This window comes from Burkholderia crassaminum, from assembly GCF_964265005.1.
GTDB lineage: Bacteria > Pseudomonadota > Gammaproteobacteria > Burkholderiales > Burkholderiaceae > Burkholderia.
Genome location: NZ_OZ183801.1, coordinates 851,696 through 872,262, shown reverse-complemented (window position 1 = coordinate 872,262; position 20,567 = coordinate 851,696). Strand labels below are relative to the sequence as shown.

The 20,567-nt window shown below is 65.1% G+C and carries 16 protein-coding genes and 2 pseudogenes; 4 read left to right on the top strand and 14 right to left on the bottom strand.

The window, feature by feature from the left end; translation table 11 throughout:
* Positions 1–62: 62 nt before the first annotated feature.
* The 4 genes from ACPTTF_RS37195 to wecB are packed head-to-tail and all read right to left on the bottom strand — an operon-like array spanning position 63 to position 5,887.
* Positions 63–3,068: a glycosyltransferase gene (locus ACPTTF_RS37195; RefSeq protein ID WP_423372476.1), complete on the bottom strand. Its 3,006-nt coding sequence runs from the start codon at positions 3,066–3,068 to the stop codon at positions 63–65.
* Complete coding sequence (locus tag ACPTTF_RS37190; protein ID WP_423372475.1) at positions 3,065–3,457, bottom strand: hypothetical protein; 393 nt, start codon at positions 3,455–3,457, stop codon at positions 3,065–3,067. Before ACPTTF_RS37190 ends, ACPTTF_RS37195 begins: the two co-directional genes overlap by 4 nt.
* Before the next feature lie 16 nt (positions 3,458–3,473).
* Positions 3,474–4,730, bottom strand: coding sequence for a glycosyltransferase (locus ACPTTF_RS37185; RefSeq protein WP_423372628.1), 1,257 nt, complete (start codon positions 4,728–4,730; stop codon positions 3,474–3,476).
* 2 nt (positions 4,731–4,732) lie between these two features.
* A complete protein-coding gene (gene wecB / locus ACPTTF_RS37180) occupies positions 4,733–5,887 on the bottom strand; it encodes a non-hydrolyzing UDP-N-acetylglucosamine 2-epimerase (protein ID WP_423372474.1) in 1,155 nt (384 codons plus the stop codon).
* Positions 5,888–5,934: 47 nt separating this feature from the next.
* Between wecB and ACPTTF_RS37175 the strand changes: the two are divergent.
* A pseudogene (locus tag ACPTTF_RS37175) lies at positions 5,935–6,215 on the top strand (DDE-type integrase/transposase/recombinase); the annotation flags it as partial.
* Positions 6,216–6,549: 334 nt separating this feature from the next.
* Here the strand turns inward: ACPTTF_RS37175 and ACPTTF_RS37170 are convergent.
* Together ACPTTF_RS37170 and ACPTTF_RS37165 are read right to left on the bottom strand one after the other, a co-directional pair.
* The gene (locus ACPTTF_RS37170; protein WP_423372473.1) at positions 6,550–6,792 is read right to left on the bottom strand and encodes a hypothetical protein; all 243 of its coding nucleotides are present in this window, start codon (positions 6,790–6,792) and stop codon (positions 6,550–6,552) included.
* Entirely contained in the window at positions 6,785–7,030 is a 246-nt protein-coding gene (locus ACPTTF_RS37165; RefSeq protein WP_423372633.1) for a hypothetical protein, read from the bottom strand. The genes ACPTTF_RS37170 and ACPTTF_RS37165 overlap by 8 nt, the downstream gene beginning before the upstream one ends.
* Here ACPTTF_RS37165 and ACPTTF_RS37160 point away from each other — a divergent pair.
* The 3 genes and pseudogenes from ACPTTF_RS37160 to ACPTTF_RS37150 all read left to right on the top strand — a co-directional run.
* Positions 6,990–7,157, top strand: a pseudogene (locus ACPTTF_RS37160) (IS6 family transposase); the annotation flags it as partial. The gene ACPTTF_RS37165 and the pseudogene ACPTTF_RS37160 sit on opposite strands and share 41 nt — an antisense overlap.
* A gap of 450 nt (positions 7,158–7,607) precedes the next feature.
* Positions 7,608–9,242 carry an AMP-binding protein gene (locus tag ACPTTF_RS37155; RefSeq protein ID WP_423372472.1) on the top strand — a complete coding sequence of 545 codons (1,635 nt, stop codon included), beginning with the start codon at positions 7,608–7,610 and terminating at the stop codon, positions 9,240–9,242.
* Positions 9,242–10,396: an AraC family transcriptional regulator gene (locus ACPTTF_RS37150; protein ID WP_423372471.1), complete on the top strand. Its 1,155-nt coding sequence runs from the start codon at positions 9,242–9,244 to the stop codon at positions 10,394–10,396. The genes ACPTTF_RS37155 and ACPTTF_RS37150 overlap by 1 nt, the downstream gene beginning before the upstream one ends.
* Before the next feature lie 296 nt (positions 10,397–10,692).
* Here the strand turns inward: ACPTTF_RS37150 and ACPTTF_RS37145 are convergent, their stop codons facing one another.
* The 8 genes from ACPTTF_RS37145 to ACPTTF_RS37110 all read right to left on the bottom strand — a co-directional run bounded on the left by ACPTTF_RS37145 (position 10,693) and on the right by ACPTTF_RS37110 (position 20,559).
* Positions 10,693–10,920 (bottom strand): hypothetical protein, encoded by a 228-nt coding sequence (locus tag ACPTTF_RS37145; protein WP_423372470.1) that lies wholly within the window; start codon positions 10,918–10,920, stop codon positions 10,693–10,695.
* 29 nt (positions 10,921–10,949) lie between these two features.
* Positions 10,950–11,639, bottom strand: coding sequence for a response regulator (locus ACPTTF_RS37140; protein ID WP_423372469.1), 690 nt, complete (start codon positions 11,637–11,639; stop codon positions 10,950–10,952).
* A gap of 113 nt (positions 11,640–11,752) precedes the next feature.
* Positions 11,753–13,195, bottom strand: coding sequence for an efflux transporter outer membrane subunit (locus ACPTTF_RS37135; RefSeq protein WP_423372468.1), 1,443 nt, complete (start codon positions 13,193–13,195; stop codon positions 11,753–11,755).
* Between the two features lie 4 nt (positions 13,196–13,199).
* Positions 13,200–16,343, bottom strand: coding sequence for a multidrug efflux RND transporter permease subunit (locus ACPTTF_RS37130; protein ID WP_423372467.1), 3,144 nt, complete (start codon positions 16,341–16,343; stop codon positions 13,200–13,202).
* Positions 16,344–16,363: 20 nt separating this feature from the next.
* On the bottom strand, positions 16,364–17,521 hold the full coding sequence (locus ACPTTF_RS37125; protein ID WP_423372466.1) for an efflux RND transporter periplasmic adaptor subunit: 1,158 nt from the start codon (positions 17,519–17,521) through the stop codon (positions 16,364–16,366).
* Between the two features lie 268 nt (positions 17,522–17,789).
* Positions 17,790–18,533: a hypothetical protein gene (locus ACPTTF_RS37120; RefSeq protein WP_423372465.1), complete on the bottom strand. Its 744-nt coding sequence runs from the start codon at positions 18,531–18,533 to the stop codon at positions 17,790–17,792.
* A 52-nt stretch (positions 18,534–18,585) separates the two neighbouring features.
* Positions 18,586–19,026 carry a hypothetical protein gene (locus ACPTTF_RS37115; protein WP_166959203.1) on the bottom strand — a complete coding sequence of 147 codons (441 nt, stop codon included), beginning with the start codon at positions 19,024–19,026 and terminating at the stop codon, positions 18,586–18,588.
* Positions 19,027–19,083: 57 nt separating this feature from the next.
* Entirely contained in the window at positions 19,084–20,559 is a 1,476-nt protein-coding gene (locus tag ACPTTF_RS37110) for an efflux transporter outer membrane subunit (RefSeq protein WP_423372464.1), read from the bottom strand.
* Between the last annotated feature and the right edge of the window lie 8 nt (positions 20,560–20,567).

The window sequence follows — 20,567 nt, the reverse complement described above, 5'->3', positions numbered from 1 at the left end:
ATGATCCGTTCAACCGGCAACACGCCCCTCCATCAGCCACGAATGAAGGAGCGCGACAGCGATCACGCCTTCTTGCCAGCGGTGTTCGTAATCCGATACCCGTGGGGCGTCCATTTGCCCCATTTCGCCTCATAGATTGCGCGGTTTTTCTCAAATAGCGCGCGCTTCCTTTCTGCCCCAAGTTTGTCAAAGGAAGCCGAGAGGTAGTGATGGACGAACGCATCCTCCGCACACGCCACGATCAACCCGGCCTCCTGAATCCGTCGGCAATAATCGTCATCCTCGAAAAAGCCGAGCCCGTAGTCTTCACTGATCGGCCCACAGCGCTCATACGTGCTACGCGGCAGCATCGCACAGAAGAATGCGGCGGTTCTGAACTCGAACCACATTCCGAGATTGCGCTCGGTGATCTGTTCGGCCTCGATGTGCATGTCGTCCAGCGTTGAATATCGCGTCTCCACGCGAGCCTCGTTGCCGATATTGTTCGTCAACGGACCCACCAGGCCGATCTCCGGCGAATCTCGCAAATGATTAACCATGCGCCATGCCCAGCCGCGGGTCACAACCGTGTCGTTGTTCAGGATGACGAGATAGTCGCCGCTCGCTACCGCGAGCCCCTGGTTATTGCCCGCGGCGAAGCCGAGATTCTCGCTGTTCAGGATCAGCTTGACGTTCGGGCGGCATTCCGCCCACGACGACAGGAACGCCTGCGAACCATCACTCGACGCGTTGTCGACGATGACGATTTCCAGATCGACATCGTCACTGTGCTTCTCCAGGTTATCGAGACAATTTTTCGTCAATCCGAGATTGTTGTAGGTCAGCACGATCGCACTCACTCGCGGGCGTGGCAGCGCTTGAATGGCTTCCCGGAAATCGTGTACGCGGTGGGCCCAGGTCTGGCTGGCGGCAAAGCGCTTGCGACGGGCGACCATGTCGTCGCCGCCGCGCAGTGCCGCCAGCTCCCCGCGCACTTTCTCGATAAAGCCGTCGTGCGTGTCGGCCACTTCGACCAGTTCGTGAAACTGGGCCATTTCCGGCAAGTCGACCGACACCACTGGACGGCCTGACGCCAGATATTCGTAGACCTTGACCGGGTTGGTCGCGAGCGTGAGCGGCATCACCTTGAAAGGCATGATGCAAACGTCGAACGAATAGAGGAAATAGGGCAATCGCGCGTACGGCACCTCCCCCGTCATCTCCACATTGGAGAATTCCCGCAGTCGCGCACCGACATTTGCCGTATCGGCGCCTACGAGAAGCACCAGCGTGTCCGGGAAAGCCTCGGCAACGTGCGCGACCAGTTCGGCGTCAAACCACTCGGCGATCGCACCGTAATAGCCGATGATCTTTCGACCGCGCGGATCCGTGAAGCGCTCGTCGGGTGCGTCACAGAAATGCGAGTATTGACCTGCATTTCGAACCACCGCGACGTTGCGATTGTATTGGCGGGCGTGTTCCTCGAGCCATGCCGACGTGGCGACCAGCAGGTCGGCACGCCTCATGGTGTGCGCTTCGAGGTCGAGCAATTCCTGCGGAACATTGCCAAACCCTTCGTGATGATCCATGCAGTCGTAGGAAAGACATTGAGACTGCTGGCGCTTGGCAAGCTCGAACCAGTACGCATGCTGCACGAGCGTCAGGCAGCGATCCGTACCGCTCCAGTCGCGGAACTGCGCCATCCCGTCCATCATCTGGGCAATGGCCCGGTCCGTCGGGGCAGCGAAATAGATTGCCGGTGCGCCCTCTACCTTGAGCTTGATCTGATAGAGCGGCAGGCTTTCATCGAGCCGCTCCACGACGAAGCCCGGCTCTTTCGAATCTTCGAAATGATTCGTGAAGTAATAGACGCGATGCCCCGCCCGCGCGAATTCGCGTGCGATATGCTGGGGCCGTTGAATCCGGAAATGCCAATCGATGATGCCGAACACGAAAACGTCCGGCAACAACCGCTGTTCCCGCGGTGCTCGCAGCTGCAACGGCTTGCTCGCAGAAACCACCGGTGCGGCCCCTGCCACCGCCCGCTTCATATGCTTGGGAATATAGGCGAGCGAGCGAGACGCCACGTTGGACAGGCCGCCGTGCACGTATGCGTATTTGACGTCCTGCTGGCGACGCCGCAGCCAGCCGGGGACACGGCGAAATGCTCGCAGCGGCGCCGTCAGGCGCCAGCTCCGCGAGCCGAGCAGCGTATTGATTTCTTCCGTGAGCGTGCGTTCGCGGTACTCAAGGAAATGGACGCGCTCCGCATTCCGGCGTGACGTGCTTTCCACCTCGGCGACGCGGGACTTCTGGCGTTCCAGTTCGGCGCGCGCCTGCGTCAGTTCATGCTTCAGGGCAATCGCCCGTTCGGTGCCCACCGTGTCCGCGGTTGCCAGCGGATCCTGGGGAGCGCCGCCATCGGCGTGTGCGACATCCGCCAGCATGACGGATAGCGCAGCCAGTTGCGGGGGACGTGCGTAAACCAGGAGTACCTGATACCCACGCCAATAGGTCAGATCCAATGCCGAGGTGTTGACAACGGCATGATGCGCCAGCACCCAGTCGTCATTGGGAGCAAGCGGAATATTGACGGTATCGAACGTCACGTCGTGCTCGGGGTGTCGTTCGAACTCGCGGTACGGAAGCAACAACACGACGAACCTGGATGCATAGTTCGCGATCTTCTCGAACACGCTCCACGGACGCTCGAAATGCTCGAGCGTGTTCGACGAGAACAGCACGTCGAACTTCGGCCTGTCCGGCAGCTCGAGAAAATTCTCGTGCGAGAACTTGACGTTGCCGTATTGCCGCCGGGCCCGTTCGATTGCTGGCCCCGAGAAATCGACGCCCGTCACGTCCCACGACAACATCTGCACGAGGGCCGCGGTGCCGTCGCCCTGAGCGCAGCCCCAGTCGCACACGCTCAACTTGTTGCGGCACACCTCGTGCACGAGCCATTGCGGCATCGCCTCGATCGCCACGCGCGCGAAGAAGCGGCTTTGCTCGCGCCCGCCCGCGTCTTCCCAATCGGTCTCGAATCGATGATCCCAATAGGGATTGCTGTTGATCTTCTCTTGATCGCTCATGCAATAGTTCTCGCTGCTGATCGTGCGCTGCCGTGCACGGATTCGGTGCTTTGTTCGACATCCGGCAGGAACACGCCGTACGGTTTTTCCGGGACGAGTGACTTGAAATAATGGACGCCATCGATGCTTTCGAGCGCCGCGATCGTCGAGATTTTCTCGCCCGCGGCGTTGTCGATGCCCGCCTTCAGAATCGAGTCAACATGGCTACCCCGGTGTTTGATCGGACGATGCTTCGCCATCAGTTCAACCGCATCGTCGACATCGTGCGCGACAGCATCCTTCTGCTCGCCGTCATCGGTCGAATCGGCCTGCGTCGAGCCGGCACTCCCGCCTTCGCCGCTCTGCTTGTCTGCAAACAGGGACGCGCTGTACCGTGCCGTCCCTGACAAGGCTGGTTTGGCTCATTCAATTTCCGTCACTAAAAAATTTCCACGACCGCGGCGGCACGGGGGCAACCGCACGTACGCTTCCAGGACGACCTGCGGACGAGCCATCAGCCACGCGTGAACGCGCCACGACAGCTTCGAAGCGCTTGGTCCATGCGACCGCTCCTCGAAACAACTTGATCGTCTCGCTGTCGGGCACCGCACTGGCTTGCACGATTGCCCACAAATTGCGCCAATCGGCTGCTTGCGTGACGTGAACCACGCCATCGCCGTCGCCACGAAGCCGCATTTCGCCGAACTCGGTCGACCAAATCGGTACGCCCATGCTCCGATATTCATAGAACTTGATCGGATCGACCGCTTCGGTCAGGTCGTTGACCTTGAAAGGAATCAGGCCCACCGCAAATTCGCGAACAAGACCGGCAATCTCGGCTTGCGGCCGCACGCCGAGAAATTCGATGTTGGACGGCAGGTCTGCCGGGCGCTCGACAAACTCCGGCCCGACCAATCTGACGGTTACGTCGGGCAACGACATCGCAAGCGACCGCACCAATGGCCAGTCGAACCATTCCGCAATCGAGCCGACATAGCCGATGTATCGGCGCGCGTCGGCACGCGACGGCGCCGGAAGATGGTCCGTCGAATAGCCGTTGAGCACGAGCCGTGCATCGCCCCTGATTGCTCCGATCTCCGCTGCGAGCTGCGAGGACGAGCAATAAACGTTCGTCGCCCGGCGACATACGGCGCGTAGACGCGCCGTCATCGATATTTTGGATAACCCATGATAAAACTCAGGGAAATTGTCCAGAACGTCGACGAACGAAGAATCGTGCTGTACGTGGCCCAGCGCCCACTCGGCCAGCTTGCTGGGACGGCCGATCGCCAACACGCAATGCCTGGCATCCCGTGCGTATTCCGACAACTGAGCGCGAATGGACCGCCACGCGACGACCCCGTTGATCAGGCCGCTCAACGGAAGGGGTTCGATGGGCAGAGCCGCGGGTGTCAGGACCGTTATCCGCTCATGGCGCGGGCCTGTTGCTGCCCCTGTATTGCCATTGCCACGACTCGCGATGCGCTTCAAATCACCCAGGGATGGGAAACGCGTGGGGTACGGATCGATCCAGAGTACGGAGTCAAACCCGCTGTCCGCAAACGCCGCCACCATGAAGTGGGGGCGCTGCGCATAGCTGGCATAAGGCACCGACGAAAAATAGATCAGATGACAACCGCGCGTCTGATCGCCGACGCCACCCGTCCTTTTATCTTCAATCATGCTCACTGATGGTTCGATGCCATCCCCTCAAACTTTTTCACGTTCAATTCGACGCCGCACAACGTGTGTTCAAGCAATGCAACAATCCGGCGGGCCGCCAGGCCATCGCCATAGGGGGATGCACCGCGCGCCATCTCGCTGTATGCGGCCGGGTCGGTCAGCAGGCGCTGCGCGCTGGAGACGATGGATGACGTCTCGGTCCCGACGAGTGCTGCCACACCGAACGAGACTGCCTCCGGACGTTCCGTCTCGTCCCGCAACACCAGAACGGGTTTGCCGAGCGCAGGAGCCTCCTCCTGAACGCCGCCTGAGTCGCTCAGGACGATATGAGCCGCTTCCATCGCCGCGATGAACGACAGGTAATCCAGCGGCGCGCAGAGCTCGACTCTCGGATGACCGCCGAGCATTTCGCGCACGATGGCCGAAACGTTCGGATTCGGATGCACGGGAAACAAGACATCAAGTGTCTCGTCGCGCTCCAGCAGTTCCAGAATCGCGCCGCAAACACGTTTGAGCGGCTCGCCGAAATTCTCGCGCCGATGGGTCGTGACCAACATCATCTTTCGGCCCGCCGCGACTTTCCTCGGCACCTTCGCCGAGTGTTCGCGGGCTTCAAACAACGCGTCGATTACGGTATTGCCGGTCACGAACACGGTATCGGCCGGGACATGTTCGTCCAACAGATTCTGCGCTGCCGACCGGGTCGGTGCGAAATGCCAGCGTGCAAGACGCCCCGTGACCACACGGTTCATTTCCTCGGGAAACGGATTGCGCATATCGTTGGTGCGCAGGCCTGCCTCGACGTGCCCGACGGGAATATTGTGATAGAACGACACCAGTGACGCCGCCAGTACGCTGGTCGTATCGCCCTGAACCAGAATGGCACGCGGTGCAACCTCCCGGACCACCTCATCCAGTGACGTGATCAGGCGAGACGTGAGGCTGGCGAGTGACTGGTTCGGGCGCATCAGGTCCAGATCGTAATCCGACTTGATATCGAATATCTCAAGCACCTGGTCGAGCATTTCCCGATGTTGAGCCGTCGCAATGGCAACGGGCTCGAGATGCGACGAGTGGCGGAGAGCATGCACCAGCGGCGCCATCTTGATCGCTTCGGGACGGGTACCGACCACGACTGCAACTCTGTTTGCGTTCATCGGAAAATTGGATAGGGAATTGGGGGCACGGTGGCTCGTCGGTCATTGCGGCGGCGAACAACGAACCGGGCCTGAACGTTGAGCATCGGCAGCACAAGGAATTGAACAACCGGGCGGAAAATTCACATCAGCCAACCCGGGGGGCGAGAAGGTGATGCAGCGGTTCAAATCGGCGTGCCGGCTTCAACGATTTGCCTCGGTCCACGGTCAGGTTTCGAATTCGTTCATGGGGTGCCGAGACAATCGGAACGCGCAGTGCAAACGCGAGGCGCGTGCCCTGGCCTGCGCGGCCTGGGAAAGGGCGTCGTATGTCCGTTTGGCAGCGTAGACCGATCGATGACTCACTTCACTCGCTTGTCCGTCTACCGTACAACCTGACAGTGCCACTTGACTGTATTAATATATTAAAAATATGAAATAATGCTTCGCCTGATCCAATCCCGTCATCCATATAATTTCTGCGCATTGAAATTATCTTCGCGTAAACGAGACGCGTAGCGATCGCATAATTAACCGCTTTTGCTCGATTGGGCGAGCAATCATCCTGAATTGAAAACCCACCGGATCAGGTTATCAATCGCTGCAGGTGTGAGGCAATAGGTAATCCGAAGTATCCGATGATGTTTACGTTACTGAATATTCCTGATGTGTATTTGTGATGTTTATGTAATATCCATGAAGGAATGTCGGTCATACTTGTTGGTGAGGCCTTGCGCGCGATGGTTTGGCGACGATCGGATGATTTTTTCGAATAAAATCCCGCCAACTTGCCAGTTGGCAGCGAGTTTGCGGAGGAGGGGGTGATTTTTTGGCACGCCCATTAGCGCCAGCCAATATTTAATAAAACCCTCGATTGGGGAATCGCATTTCCATCCGCCAGCTTTCCCGGCGATGAAATCAACCATGGCTGATCCGCTTCAGGAATTCCGGACCAATCTGAGCGCGAGTTTTTTTCGGAAAATTTGACCCTGACCGAGGAGGTCGCTTGTCACGAATCGGAAACGCTTTCCGATCGAACAGATTGTGGCGGTGCTGAAGCAAGCCGAACCGGGCATGCCGGTAGCCGGGTATTGTCAGGTTGTCGCCGAAGCCGGAAGCCTCCATCGCAGTTCTAGCGCCAGCCAAAGTGCCGGTTTCGTTCAACGGCTACCGGTTTCCACCGGACATCATTTGCTACGCTGTTTGGTCGTAGTACCGTTCTCCGCTGTGCCTGCGTATGGTTGAGGAGTCGTTGGTCGTGCGGGGTATCGAGCTCGTGTTGAAGTCCGTCGATTCTCCTAATGGTGTCCGTTCGGGCGAGTGCTGCGAATCGTTGCAGTGTCCTCGCGGAAACAGGCGGGAACAGAATCCATCCCTCCGTTCCACGTGCCGGCAACGTCTCGCTTGTGCTCATTTTCCACGGTATCGGAACGCTGGCCTGATACCGTGTCGCAACACGGCCCGACCAACCTCCAAATGCTTCCTCGTAGAAGGGTCCGGGAGCGATCGGCCATGGGACGACGCTACTCGGAAAGTCGGCAGACATGCTCGAGATGCGCGATACCGATCAAGCGCGAACCGCCGCGTGTCCGTTTCGATCATCTTTTCGGCCGCCCGGATCATTTTCAAAGTGCGCCGCGCGGGCGATAGTCGCCAGTCAGGCGACGGCCCGCGCCCTCCGGCGTGCAGGCAATCGTGCGAACGGCGCGCAGCTGGCGCGCCGTCCCCCGTGGAGTGAGACATGACGAAGAGACACTGGACCGGGTCGTACGGCTCGATCCCCGCCGAGATCGATCCCGATCGCCATCCTTCCGTAAGCGCGCTGCTGGACGACGCGATGCGCCGCTTCGCCGATCGTCCGGCGTTCCATGCGTACGGCCGCACGCTCACCTATGCCGACGTCGACCGCCTGTCGACCGCGCTGGCCGCGTATCTGCAGCAGGTCGTGGGCGTCCGCAAGGGCGATCGCGTGGCCGTGATGCTGCCCAACGTGCTCGCGTTTCCGGTTGCGTTCGTCGCGGTCGCGAAGATCGGCGCGATCCAGGTCAACGTGAACCCGCACTACACGGCGCGCGAGCTCGAGCATCAGCTCAACGATGCGGGTGTCGAGGTCGCCGTGGTGTGCGGCGGGTCGATGGGCACGTTCGCCGAGGTGGTCGGCGGCACGCGCGTGCGCACCGTGCTGAGCGTCGGGCGCGGCGATCTCGGCGTCGTCGATGCGCCGGCCGGTGCATGCGACGCGCTGCCGCCCGGTTCGGTCCCGCTCGCGGAAGCCATTGCCGCCGGGGAATCGCTCGCGTTCGAACCGGTGCCGCTCGGCGGCGCGGACCTGCTGCTGCTCCAATACACGGGCGGCACGACCGGCCTGTCGAAGGGGGCCGCGCTGTCGCACCGCAACCTCGTCGCGAACATCGCGCAGTTCGGTGCGATCGTGCCGGCCGCGCGCGAGCCGGGCGAGGAGGTCGTCGTCACGGCGATCCCGCTGTATCACATCTTCGCGCTGACGGTGAACTTCCTGTCCTACTTCGCGATCGGCGCGCAGAACTGGCTGGTCGCGAATCCGCGCGACATGGACGGCTTCATCGACGTGCTGAAGGCCGCGCGCCCGACGGTGTTCGTCGGCGTGAACACGCTGTACGCGGGGCTCGCCGGCCATCCGCGCCTGACGGAAGTCGACTGGTCGCGGCTGAAGCTGTCGGCCGGCGGCGGCGCGGCCGTGATCGACGTGATCTCGTCGCGCTGGAAGGCGGTGACGGGCAATTTCATCCGCGAGGGTTACGGGCTGTCGGAAACGTCGCCGGTCGTGTCGTTCAACCCGCAGTCGATCGACGCGTTCACGGGTACCACGGGCCTGCCGCTGCCGTCGACCGACGTGAAGCTGCTCGACGACCAGGACCGCGAAGTCGCGATCGGCGAAGCCGGCGAAATCTGCGTGAAGGGGCCGCAGGTGATGGGCGGCTACTGGCAGAAACCGGAAGCGAATGCGGCGGCGTTCACGGCCGACGGCTATTTCCGCACGGGGGACGTCGGCGTGTTCGACGAAGCCGGTTTCCTGCGGATCGTCGACCGCAAGAAGGACATGATCATCGTGTCGGGCTTCAACGTGTATCCGAACGAAGTGGAAGCCGTCGCGACCGCCGTGCCGGGCGTTGCCGAATGTGCGTGCATCGGCGTGCCGGACGCGCGCACGGGCGAGGCCGTCAAGCTGTTCGTGGTGCTGGCGCAGGATGCGTACGTCACGGAGGAACAACTCGTCGCGCATTGCCGCGCGAGCCTCGCGGCCTACAAGGTGCCGAAGCTGATTCGCTTCGTCGACCGGCTGCCGAAGTCGACCGTCGGCAAGATCCTGCGCCGGGAACTCAGCCGCACCGACTGATGGCGTCGGCGCGCCGCGCAGGGCCCGGCGCGCCGAAGGCCCGGAAGGCTCCGCGCGGGCCGCTCAAGTACAATGCGAGCGGTTCGATCGACGGGGACGCGATGACCGGTTCAGATTCACTTTCCGCCCAGCCCGCGCCCGGGCGGGCGCTGCCGTCGCCGAGCGCGACGGTGCCGATCTCGCTCGTCAACGGCTTCCTCGCGAGCGCCGGTGCGCAGCGCGACGTGGTCGAGCGCTACCTGCGCGGAGCCGGCATTCCGATCGAGCTGCTCGGCGAACCGCATGCGCGCGTGACGGAGGAGCAGTTCTCGACGCTGTACCGTACGCTCGCGATCGACCTCGACGACGAGATGCCCGGCATCTTCTCGCGCCCGCTGCGCGGCGGCACGCTGAAGTACCTGTGCCTGAGCCTGCTCGATGCGCGCAACCTCGAAACGGCGCAGCATCGTTTCGGGCAATTCTTCCATATCCTGCTCGACGATTTCTTCGTCGAATCGAAGCGCGACGGCCTCGTCGCGCAGGTGCTGCTGCGCCCGAACGACGCCATCGGCCCGATCGGCGCGCTCGGCCAGGAACTGATGCTCAAGCTCGTGCACGGCGTGTGCTCCTGGCTGATCGGGCAGAAGATCCCGCTGCTGCAGATCGAGTTCGCGTGCCCGCGGCCGCGCCATGCGGTCGACCACCTGTACTTCTTCACCGGCTCCGTGGCGTTCGACTGCGAGCGCACGCTGATGCGCTTCAGTGCCGACTACCTCGACGCGCCGATCCGGCAGAGCAAGCGCAACCTGCGCAAGTTCCTCGCGCGTGCACCCGGCGACTGGATCTTCGAATCGTTCAGCGAACAGCTCGTGTGCCATCGCGTGCGGCAGTATCTGTCGGCAGCGTTGCCCGACCTGCCGGTGATCGACCAGGCGGCCGAGCACCTGCATTGCTCGGTGCGCACGTTGAGCCGCCACCTGGCCGCCGAAGGGACGACGTTCCAGGTGCTCAAGGACGAGTTGCGGCGCGACATCGCGATCCAGCGGCTGACCGATACGCCCGACACGATCGCGGCGATCGGTGCCGACATCGGCTTCGACGATCCGAGCGCGTTCCATCGCGCGTTCCGGCACTGGACGGGGAGCACGCCGGGGACTTACCGGCGGCGCGCATAACGCGTCGCTTCAAGGGTCAACGGAGCCGGTTCCCATAACCGGCTCCCTTCGCGGGTTCCCATGGACGGCTCCCATAGGCGGGGCGCTTCACGAGTCGACGGGACAGGCAGGGCGCCCGCTGCCGAAGCTGCGCACGGTGCTCGCGATCCGGGCGGCGAACTGCTCGATCATGCGCTGTTGCACGCGCGCTTGCCGAGACGCGCATCACGCAACCCGATCTGCCGCTCGTGCGGGCGTGTCAGGAACTGCTTTTTTCACAGGGGGAAGGGCGCTGGCGGTGAATGCGGCGCAACGGGTTACGAGCCCGTCCTGCGCGCCAGTTTGACGAGATCGATGACCGTCGCGACGAGCCCGGCCAGCAGCAGGGCGGCCAGCAGCAGATAGCTCGGCGTCTCCCGGATCACCACCGCGATCGGGTGGTCGGTCGCAGGAGACGAAACGACGAGGATCAGGCCGTAGACGACGAACCACCCGGTCGCGATCGTCAGCACGACAGCGACCGTCAGGATACCGAATGTCTGCACAACGCGCCGCCGCAATCCATGATGCCCGTTCACTGGGTGCTGCGCAGCCGGTAGCCGACACCGCGCATCACCTCCGGCATCCCGGACGCGCCCGCGCATTCGAGCTTCTTGCGCAACCGGCTGATATGGCTGTCGACGGTACGCTCCAGCGCATCGACGTCGGCGAGGCAGGCGTCGATCAGTTCGCTGCGCGTGAACACGCGGTTCGGCGAGCCGGCCAGGTGGGCGAGCAGCCGGAATTCGGTCAGCGTCAGCGAAATGCTGGTTTCCCCGGTGTCCGTGCGGACCGTGGTCAGGTAGCTTTGCGTGTCGATTTCAAGGTTGCCGACCTTGATGAAACGTCCCGCGGCGGTTGTTTCCAGGCGGCGCAGGATCGCACGGATGCGCGCGATCACCTCGGCCGGATTGAACGGCTTCGTGATGTAGTCGTCCGCACCGAAGCGCAGCCCCTGCAAGCGATCGATTTCGCGGTCGAGCGCCGTGATGATGACGATCGGCGTGTCGCCGCGGCGTCGCAGTTCGACCAGGACTTCCCAGCCGTCTTTCTTCGGCATCCTGACGTCGAGCAGGATCAGGTCGGGCTTCAGCACGGGCTGCACGTCGAGCACGGCCTGGCCGTGACTGACGCGGTAGGTGCGATAGCCGTCGTGAGCGAGATAGGCGTCGAGTATCTCGGCGATCTCCGGATCGTCTTCGGCAATGAGTATCAGAGGGTTCATCGGGTTCACCGGAAGTGAGCGTGACCTGCAGGCGGGCCGGCGGCACGGCACGTGCGCCGCCGGCCTTCATCGTGCGTTCAGTCGTCGCGAACGCATGGGCGACGATTCATTGCTCAGTTGTTCGCCACGCTGTTGGCGGGAGGCACATCGGTGTCGATCAGGCCGCCACCGAGCGCCTTGTAGAGCGCGACCGCGTTGCCCAGTTCGGCGTTGCGCAGATCCAGCAAGGCCTGGCGCGCGGCATACAGCTGCCGCTGCGAGTCGAGCAGTTCCAGCCGATCCTCGATGCCGGCGCGATAGCGCAGGTTCACGAGATCGGTACGGCGCTCGGCGCTCTTGACGACCCGGCTCTGCGCGTCGATCTGGCGGCTGAACGTCTCGCGCCCGGCGAGGCCGTCGGCCACTTCGCGGAACGCGGTCTGGATCGCGCGTTCGTACTCGACGACCGCGCTGGACTTGCGCACTTCCGCGAGATTCAGTTCGGAGCGCAGCCGGCCGCCCTGGAAGATCGGCAACGTGACCTGCGGCGCAAAGCTCCACACGTTTTGGCCGCCGGCGAACAGGCTGCCCAGCCCCGGGCTCAGGAAGCCGATCGACGAGGTCAGCGACAGGCGCGGGAAGAACGCCGCGCGCGCCGCGCCGATGTCGGCGTTGGCGGCGACGAGGTTCTGCTCGGCCTGCTGGATGTCCGGCCGGCGGTACAGCAATTCCGACGGCAGGCCGGCCGGCAGTTGCGTCATCACCGGCTGGCGTTCCAGCGACAGCGGGTCGGGCAGGGTCTTCGGCAAGTCGGTGCCGACCAGCAGCCGCAGCGCGTTGCGTGCTTGCTCGACGGCGCGCGAACGCGCTTCGAGATCGGCGCTGGCGCTCGCGACCTGGCCTTCGGCCTGCGCGATGTCGACGCCGCTCGCCTGATCCGCGAGCTTGAGCCGGCGTGCGAGATCGAGCGACTGACGCCAGTCGTTCAGCGTGCGTTCGGACAGCGCGCGCTGTTCTTGCGCGAGGCGCTCGGCGAAATACGCGTTGGCCACGGAGCCGACGAGCGCGATCTGCACCGCGCGGCGGCCGTGATCGGTTGCGAGGTAGCGCGCGAAAGCTGCATCGGACAGCGACTTCACGCGGCCGAACAGGTCGATCTCGAACGCGCTGACGCCGACGTTTACACCGTACTGGTTCTGCGTCGTCTCGAACACCGGCGGGTTCGATTGCGAGTCGGCCGGCGTACGCTGGCGCGTGAAGCTCGCGCCGGCGCCGATCGACGGCAGGCGCGCGGAACGCTGGATGCCGTACTGCGCTTCGGCAGCCTGGACGTTCAGCGCGGCCAGGCGTAGGTCGCGGTTGTTGTCGAGCGCGAGCTCGATCAGGCGCTGCAGGCGACGGTCGCCGAACATCGTGCGCCAGCCGAGATCGGCCGCGTTCGCGTGCTGGTCGGCCGCGGCAGCGGTCGTATAGGCGGTCGGCACCGGCATCGCGGGCTTGACCAGCGTCGGTGCCATCGAGCACGCCGACAGCGCGAGGGCGGCGGAAACGGCCGCGGTAAGAATAAGCAATCGCATGGCATCAACCTTGTTGTTCGTGAGTCACGGTGGCGGGCTTCTTGCGGGATGCCTGCCAGGCCGCGATGCGTTCCTGGATGCTCATCACGAACACGAAGAAAACCGGAACGAAGAAGATGGCCAGCACGGTGGCGGTCACCATGCCGCCGAACACGCCGGTGCCGATCGCGTGCTGCGTCTCGGCGCTGGCGCCGGTCGCGATCATCAGCGGCACGACGCCGAGGCCGAATGCGAGCGAGGTCATCAGGATCGGGCGCAGGCGCAGCTTCGAGGCCTGCACGGCCGCTTCAATGAGCCCCTTGCCTTCCTCGCGCAACTGCTTCGCGAACTCGACGATCAGGATCGCGTTCTTGGCGGACAGGCCGATCACGGTGATCATCCCGACCTTGAAGAACACGTCGTTCGGCAAACCGCGCAGCAGGACCGCACCGATCGCGCCGATCAGGCCGAGCGGCACCACCAGCATCACCGACAGCGGGATCGACCAGCTTTCGTACAGCGCGGCGAGCACCAGGAACACCACGATCATCGACAGCGCCATCAGCATCGGCGCCTGCGACGCCGACTGGCGTTCCTGCAGCGACTGGCCGGTCCACTCGACCGCGAAGCCCGGCGGCAGTTGCGCGGCCAGACGCTCCATCTCGGCCATGGCGGCGCCGCTCGACTGGCCGGGAGCGGCCGTGCCCGAGATACGCGCGGACGGATAGCCCTTGAAGCGCACCATCTGCAGCGGCGTCTCGGTCCACACCGGGCGAACCACTTCGGACATCGGCACCATGCCGCCGGCCGCGTTGCGCACGTACAGCTTCATCACGTTGTCGATCTGCATGCGCGCCGGTGCGTCGGCCTGGATGATCACCTGCTGCATGCGGCCCGCGTTCGGGAAGTCGTTCACGTAGGTCGAACCCATCGCCGTCGACAGCGTGTCGCTGAGCGTCGTGAACGACACGCCGAGCGCCTGCGCCTTCGCGCGGTCGATCTCGAGCCGGATGCTCGTGCCGGCCGGCAGGCTGTCGGGGTACACGCCGGTCACGACCTTGCTTTGCGCGGCGAGCTCGAGCAGCTTCACTTCAGCCGCCTTGAGCGCCGCCGGGCCCTGGTTGGCGCGGTCTTCCAGGCGCATCGAGAAGCCCGAGCTGTTGCCGAGCTCGTCGATCGCCGGCGGCAGCAGGCTCATCACCGTGCCTTCGGTGACACCGGCCATCGCCTGCTGGGCCAGCAGGCCTTCCTCGAGGGTCGACGAGCCGCCGCGGTTCTTCCAGTCCTTCATCACGGACCAGTTGATCGCCGCGTTCGGACCCTGGCCCGAGAAGCCGTAGCCAATCACGGAAATGCTCGACTGGATTGCCGGACGCGCAGCAAGATGCTTCTCCAGCGTCTTGACCACGTCATGCGTACGCTCGGCGGTAGCGTCTGCGGGCAGCAGAAAGCTGGTGATGAAGTAGCCCTGGTCCTCGTCCGGCAGGAACGACGACGGCAGGCTGCGGAAGCCGAACACCAGCGCGCCCGAAATCGCGACGAACACCAGCATCACGCGGCCCGTGCGGCCGACCAGGCGGCCGACGCGCGTCTCGTACCATTTCGTCAGGCGATCGAAGCGGCGGTTGAACCAGCCGAAGAAGCCGCGCTTCTCGTGGTGGCCCGGTTCGAGCGGCTTGAGCATCGTCGCGCACAGGGCCGGCGTGAGCGTCAGCGCGAGCAGCGCCGAGAACAGGATCGACACGGCCATCGACATCGTGAACTGCTTGTAGATCACGCCGACCGAGCCGCTTGCCATCGCCATCGGCAGGAACACGGCGGTCAGCACCAGCGTGACGCCGACGATCGCGCCGGTGATTTCCTTCATCGCCTTCGACGTCGCGTCCTTCGGCGACAGTCCTTCCTCGGCCATCAGGCGCTCGACGTTCTCGACGACGACGATCGCATCGTCGACGATGATGCCGATCGCGAGCACCATGCCGAACATGGTCAGCACGTTGATCGAGAAACCCGTCATCAGCATGACGGTGAATGTGCCGAGCATCGCCACCGGTGCGACGATCGCCGGAATCAGCGTGTAACGCACGTTCTGAAGGAACAGGTACATCACGAGGAACACCAGCACCATCGCTTCGAGCAGCGTGTGCAGCACCTTCTCGATCGAGATCTTGACGAACGGCGACGTGTCGAGCGGGATCGAGTAGGTCATGCCCGACGGCATCGACTTGCTCAGTTCGGCCATGCGCGCGCGGATCGCGTCCGCAGTCTTCACCGCGTTGGCGCCCGGCGCGAGCTGCACGCCAGCGAGGGTGGCCGCCTTGTTGTTCTCGCGGCTCACGAACATGTAGTTCTGCGAACCGAGTTCAACACGGGCAACGTCGCCGAGTACGACCTTCGAGCCGTCCGCGTTCGCGCGCAGGACGACCTTCGCGAACTCTTCCGGCGTCGTGAGCTGGCCCTGCGCGGTGAGCGGTACGGTCACGCGCTGGCCCTGCAGCGCGGGCAGCGCACCGAGGCTGCCGGGCGCGATCTGCACGTTCTGCTGGCCGATCGCAGTCGTCAGGTCGCTCATCGACAGCCCGAAATTGATCAGCTTCTGCGGATCGACCCAGATGCGCATCGCGCGTTCGGAGCCGAACTGCAGCACACGCCCGACGCCGTCGATACGCCGCAACTCCTCGGAAACGCTGCGCGCCATGTAGTCGGCGAGCGCGCTTTCGTCGAAGCGGCCGTTGTCGGAGCGCAGGCCGATCAGCATCAGGAAGCCGGACGATGCGGATTCGACGATCAGCCCGTTCTGGCGCACGGCCGCAGGCAGGCGCGGCTCGACCGACTTGATCTTGTTCTGCACGTCGACCTGCGCCAGCGCCGGATCGGTGCCGGGCTTGAACGTCACGGTGATCTGCGCGGAGCCGGACGTATCGGCCGACGATTCGAAATACAGCAGGTTCTTGACGCCGGACAGTTCGCGCTCGATGAGGCTCAGCACGCCGTCGTTCATCGTCTGCGGCGTGGCGCCCGGGTAGTTCGCGGTGATCGTGACGGACGGCGGCGCGACCGACGGGTAGCGCGCGACCGGCAGTTGCGGGATCGCGATCAGCCCGGTCAGGATGATGAAGAGTGCGATCACCCATGCAAACACCGGGCGGCGGATAAAGAATTCAGCCATGACTGGAGGCTCCTCGTGACTCAGTGCGCGGACGCGGTGGTGGCCGCGTCAGGCGACTTCCAGTCGGTCGCGGCGGCCGGTGCGCCGTCGATCAGGCGTTCCATGCCTTCGACGACGACCTTCTGGCCGGCCTGCAGGCCCGACTTGATGCGGTAGCTGCGGTTTGTCAGCTCGCCGACTTCGACTGCCTTCAGATGTGCGGTGCCCTTTGCGTCGAGCACCCACACCTGCGGCTTGCCGCCGGCGCGCACGACGGCCTGTTGCGGCACCATCACCGCGTTCGCGTAGTGCGCGCGCGGAACGCGGGCCCGCACGTACATGCCCGGCAGAAGCTGGCGCTTCGGGTTGTCGACCAGCACGCGCAGCAGCACGTCGCCGGTGCCCGGATCGACGTTGACGCCCGAGAAGAGCATGCGGCCCTTCACGTCGTAGCGCGTGTCGTCGTCGCGCAGCACCTCGACCGGCAGCCCGTTGCCCGAGGCTTCCGGCTGTGCCGCGAGCGCGCCGCGCAGCGATTCGAGCGACACGGCAGGCTGGCGCACGTCCACGTAGACCTGGTCGATCTGCTGGATGCGCGCCATCGGCTGGCTGTCGCCGCTCGACACCAGTGCGCCTTCGGTCACGAGGGCCTGGTCGATGCGGCCCGTGATCGGAGCTTCGACGGTCGCGAACTTGAGGTCGAGCTGGCGGCGCGCGAGCGTCGCGCGGGCCTGCGCGACGTCGGCGGCGGCCTGGTCGCGTTGCGACACCGAATCGTCATAGACCTGTCGGCTGATCGCGTCGGCTTCGACCAGCGGCTTGAGCCGCGTGGTCTGCACCTTGGCCCGTGCTAGCGCGGCTTCCGCGCGCTGCAGCGCCGCCGCGGCCGTATCCATGTCGGCCTTGAACGGAGCCGGGTTGATCTGGAACAGCGGCTGGCCTGCACGCACTTCCGTGCCCTGCTCGAACAGCCGGCGCTGGACGATGCCGCTGACCTGCGGCCGGATTTCGGCGATCCGCACGGCCGCGACGCGGCCCGGCAGGTCTTCGCTTACGTCGAGAGGTGCGGCTGACACGGTCATTGCGGCAACCGGCACGGCCGGTGCGGCAGCCTGCTGTTCGGCGGGCCCGCAACCCGCCAGCATTGCCGCCACCAGCGCGCACACGGCGCTGTAGCAGGCTCGTTTCTGATTCTTCATGTGGACTCCATGGGACGCAGGCACCCGATGGCCCGCATTTTCGGATCGCAGTGTGCGTGCGCCAGATGGAGCTTTTTGTGCGGAAAGATGGAGGTTTGATGGAGGGGAACGCGAGGCGGGAAGGAGGCGGAAGCGGGGTCGCCACGTCGCATCCAGGTTGCGTGCTCCCATAACCGGGAACCTTCGTGCGCTCCCATGAACGGCGCCTGTCGGCGATGCCGAAGGCGGCCGTCGCGCAGGCAGGCAACGCGAGGATTTCGGCGCCGGCCTATCCGGCCTCGGCGATGACCGCCGCGCCGCGCAACGTCACCGCCCGCAGGTGGCGATCGCGATCGGCCAGCCAGTCTTTCCGCTCGCCGCGCCAGCCGACCGCATGGATCCGGTCCATCTGCCGAGCGGCAATGGTTGCCGCGCAGGCCAGGCCGGACAGCGGGATATCGAGCAGGCGCCAGTTGCCGGCATGCGGTGTATCGACCTCGCGGAATGGCCCCGCGAGTGGCGCCAGCGACGCGAGCGTGGCGCCGTGTCCGCTTCCGCACGCATTCGAAATGCTGTCCAGCCGAAGCTGGTCGCGCGATGCAGGATCGGCGATCGTGCCGGTCTGCGCAATGCCCAGCCCGATCGGGCCGCGGGCGATCGCGATCACGATCCAGATGCCGGCATGGCCGACCACGATGTCGAGCCCGTCCAGCACGTCGCAGCCCGCGATCGCGATATGGTCGGCCTCGCGCTCGATCAGCGTCAGCTCGTCGGCCGCGCGGCCGGCCAGCGTCCCCAGGATCGCGCGCAGCGCCGACCGGCCGATCGCGAAGCGGCGGCCGTGCGCGCGATTCGGATGCGTCCTGGCACGCCGCAGCTCCGTCTTCGACAGGTAGAGATGGCCTCGCTCGCTGCTGACGAGCTGCCATTCGCCGCGCAGTCGCCACAACAGGATCTCGCTAGGATCGGGAAGCCGCGACGGACAGGACGCAAGCGTGTGCGAGCCCGTGATCGTCAGGCTTGGATAGCGCATGCCGGCCCTCGTGTCGGTGGCGAATTCAACGTGGCCTGGCGTGCCGGCCCCGTCATGCCTGTTGTCCGGCCTGCCGCGCGTCATTGCCCGAATGCTGCCGCGTAAGCCGCGCGGCGAGCGAGACGGCCTGCCCGAGCGACGCCACCGCATGATGCGGAATCCCGAATGCCTTGACGGCGATCTCTCCTTGCGCGGCCACTTCCGCGCGCCGGTCGGGATCGGATTCGACGCTGACGAGCGCCTTGCAGACGGCGCCCAGCGCTTCCTTGTTCTGCTTGAGCCAGACCGCGCGATGCTTGCGGTCGTCGTGGCTCTCGTCGGTATCGAGCTCGACGTAGACGATCACGAACGGCTCGCCGTGGCGCATCAGCGTGTCGATCTCGCCTTCCCAGCGGGGCGCGTAGCCCGGTGTCGCGTGTTCGGGGCGAAACACGCAGACCGGAAAGAGCTGGATGTCGTGTAACGCGAAATCATTCGGATTGAGAGCGGGCATCGAGGGTTCTCCGGTGGATGAGCGACGCCGAAGCGTCGGGGGGCTGTGCGGCGGCATTCAATGCGCGTTCGCTGGCGCTGCGCCGGCCTGCGCGACCGGCGGCGCATCGCGCCAGCCGACGCCGAGCGACTTGTAGAGCGCGATCGCACCTTGCACCTGGGCGAGCCGGCTGAGTGCGAGCGCATCGCGTGCGCGGTACGTCGCGCGCTGCGCGGTGAGCACCGACAGGTATTCGCCGAGGCCGTTGCGGTACAGCCGCGTCGCGCGCGACTGCGCATCCTGGCTGCTGTCGACCGCCGCGGCGAGCATGGCCTGCCCGTCGCGCGCCGCGCTGATCGCGACCAGCGCGTCCTCGACATCGCGAAACGCGCTGCGGATGCGCTGCTCGTAGGCGAGCCGTGCGGCCTCGGCGGCCGCGCGCGCGGCGTCGACGCCGGCTTTCGCGCGGCCGCCGTCGTACAGCGTCTGCGTGCCGTCGAGCGCGACCGACCAGGCGACGCTCGCACCCGTGAACAGGTCCTGCACGAGGCTCGCCGTCGTGCCGAGGCTCAGCGGAATCGCGAAATGCGGGAACTGCTCGGCGCGCGCGACGCCGATCTGCGCGGTCGCGGCGGCAAGCCGCCGTTCGGCGGCGCGAATGTCGGGGCGCTCGCGGATCACGTCCGACGGCAACGTGACGGGCAGCGCGGGGGCGACCGGCAGGGTCGCGCCGGGCGCGCTCAGCGTGTCGCGCAGCGTTTCCGGAAAACCGCCGACGAGCACGCCGATCGCGTGGGCGAGCCGCGCGACGTCCCGCTGCAGTGGCGGCACCGTCGCCTGCGCGAGCTGCAGCTCGGCCCGCGCTTGCGCAACCGCGAACGACGTGCCGAGGCCGCGCCGGTTCGAACGCTCGGTCAGCCGTCGCGTGGCGTCGAGGCTCGCGACGTTGTCCGTCGCGATGCGCAGCCGCTCCTGGGTCGCGCGCAGCGCCGCGTAATCCGACGCGAGCTCGGCCAGCAGGCTCACGAGGATCGCGTGGCGATCGTCGTCGAGCGCATCGATCTGCGCATCGGCCGATTCGACCGCGCGTCGCGTGCCGCCGAACAGGTCGAGTTCCCACGACGCATCGAAGCCGAGCCGGTAGGTGCGCGACTGCCCGATCCCGGGCGGCCAGTCGAGCGCCCGCGACGAGCGCAGCGCATCGGCGTTTCCACCGGCGCTGACGGTCGGGCCGAGGCGGCTCGCGATCTGGTCGCGTTCGGCGCGCGCCTGCAGCAAGCGCTGGCGCGCGATCGCGAGATCCTGGTTGTGCGCGATCGCCTGCTCGACCAGCGCATCGAGCTGCGCATCGCCGAACGCGCGCCACCAGTCCTGCAACTGCGCGGGGTCGGTCGTCACCGTGTCGCTCGGCGCGATCCAGCCGGGCGGGTGCGCGGGTTGCGGCGCCACGTAATCGGGGCCGACCGTCGTGCACGCGGCCAGCGCGCACGCGCAGGCCGCGACGAAGGCGCGCACGCAGCACGTCGCGCGCAGCGGAGGGAACGGGTGTCGCATCGTCGCCT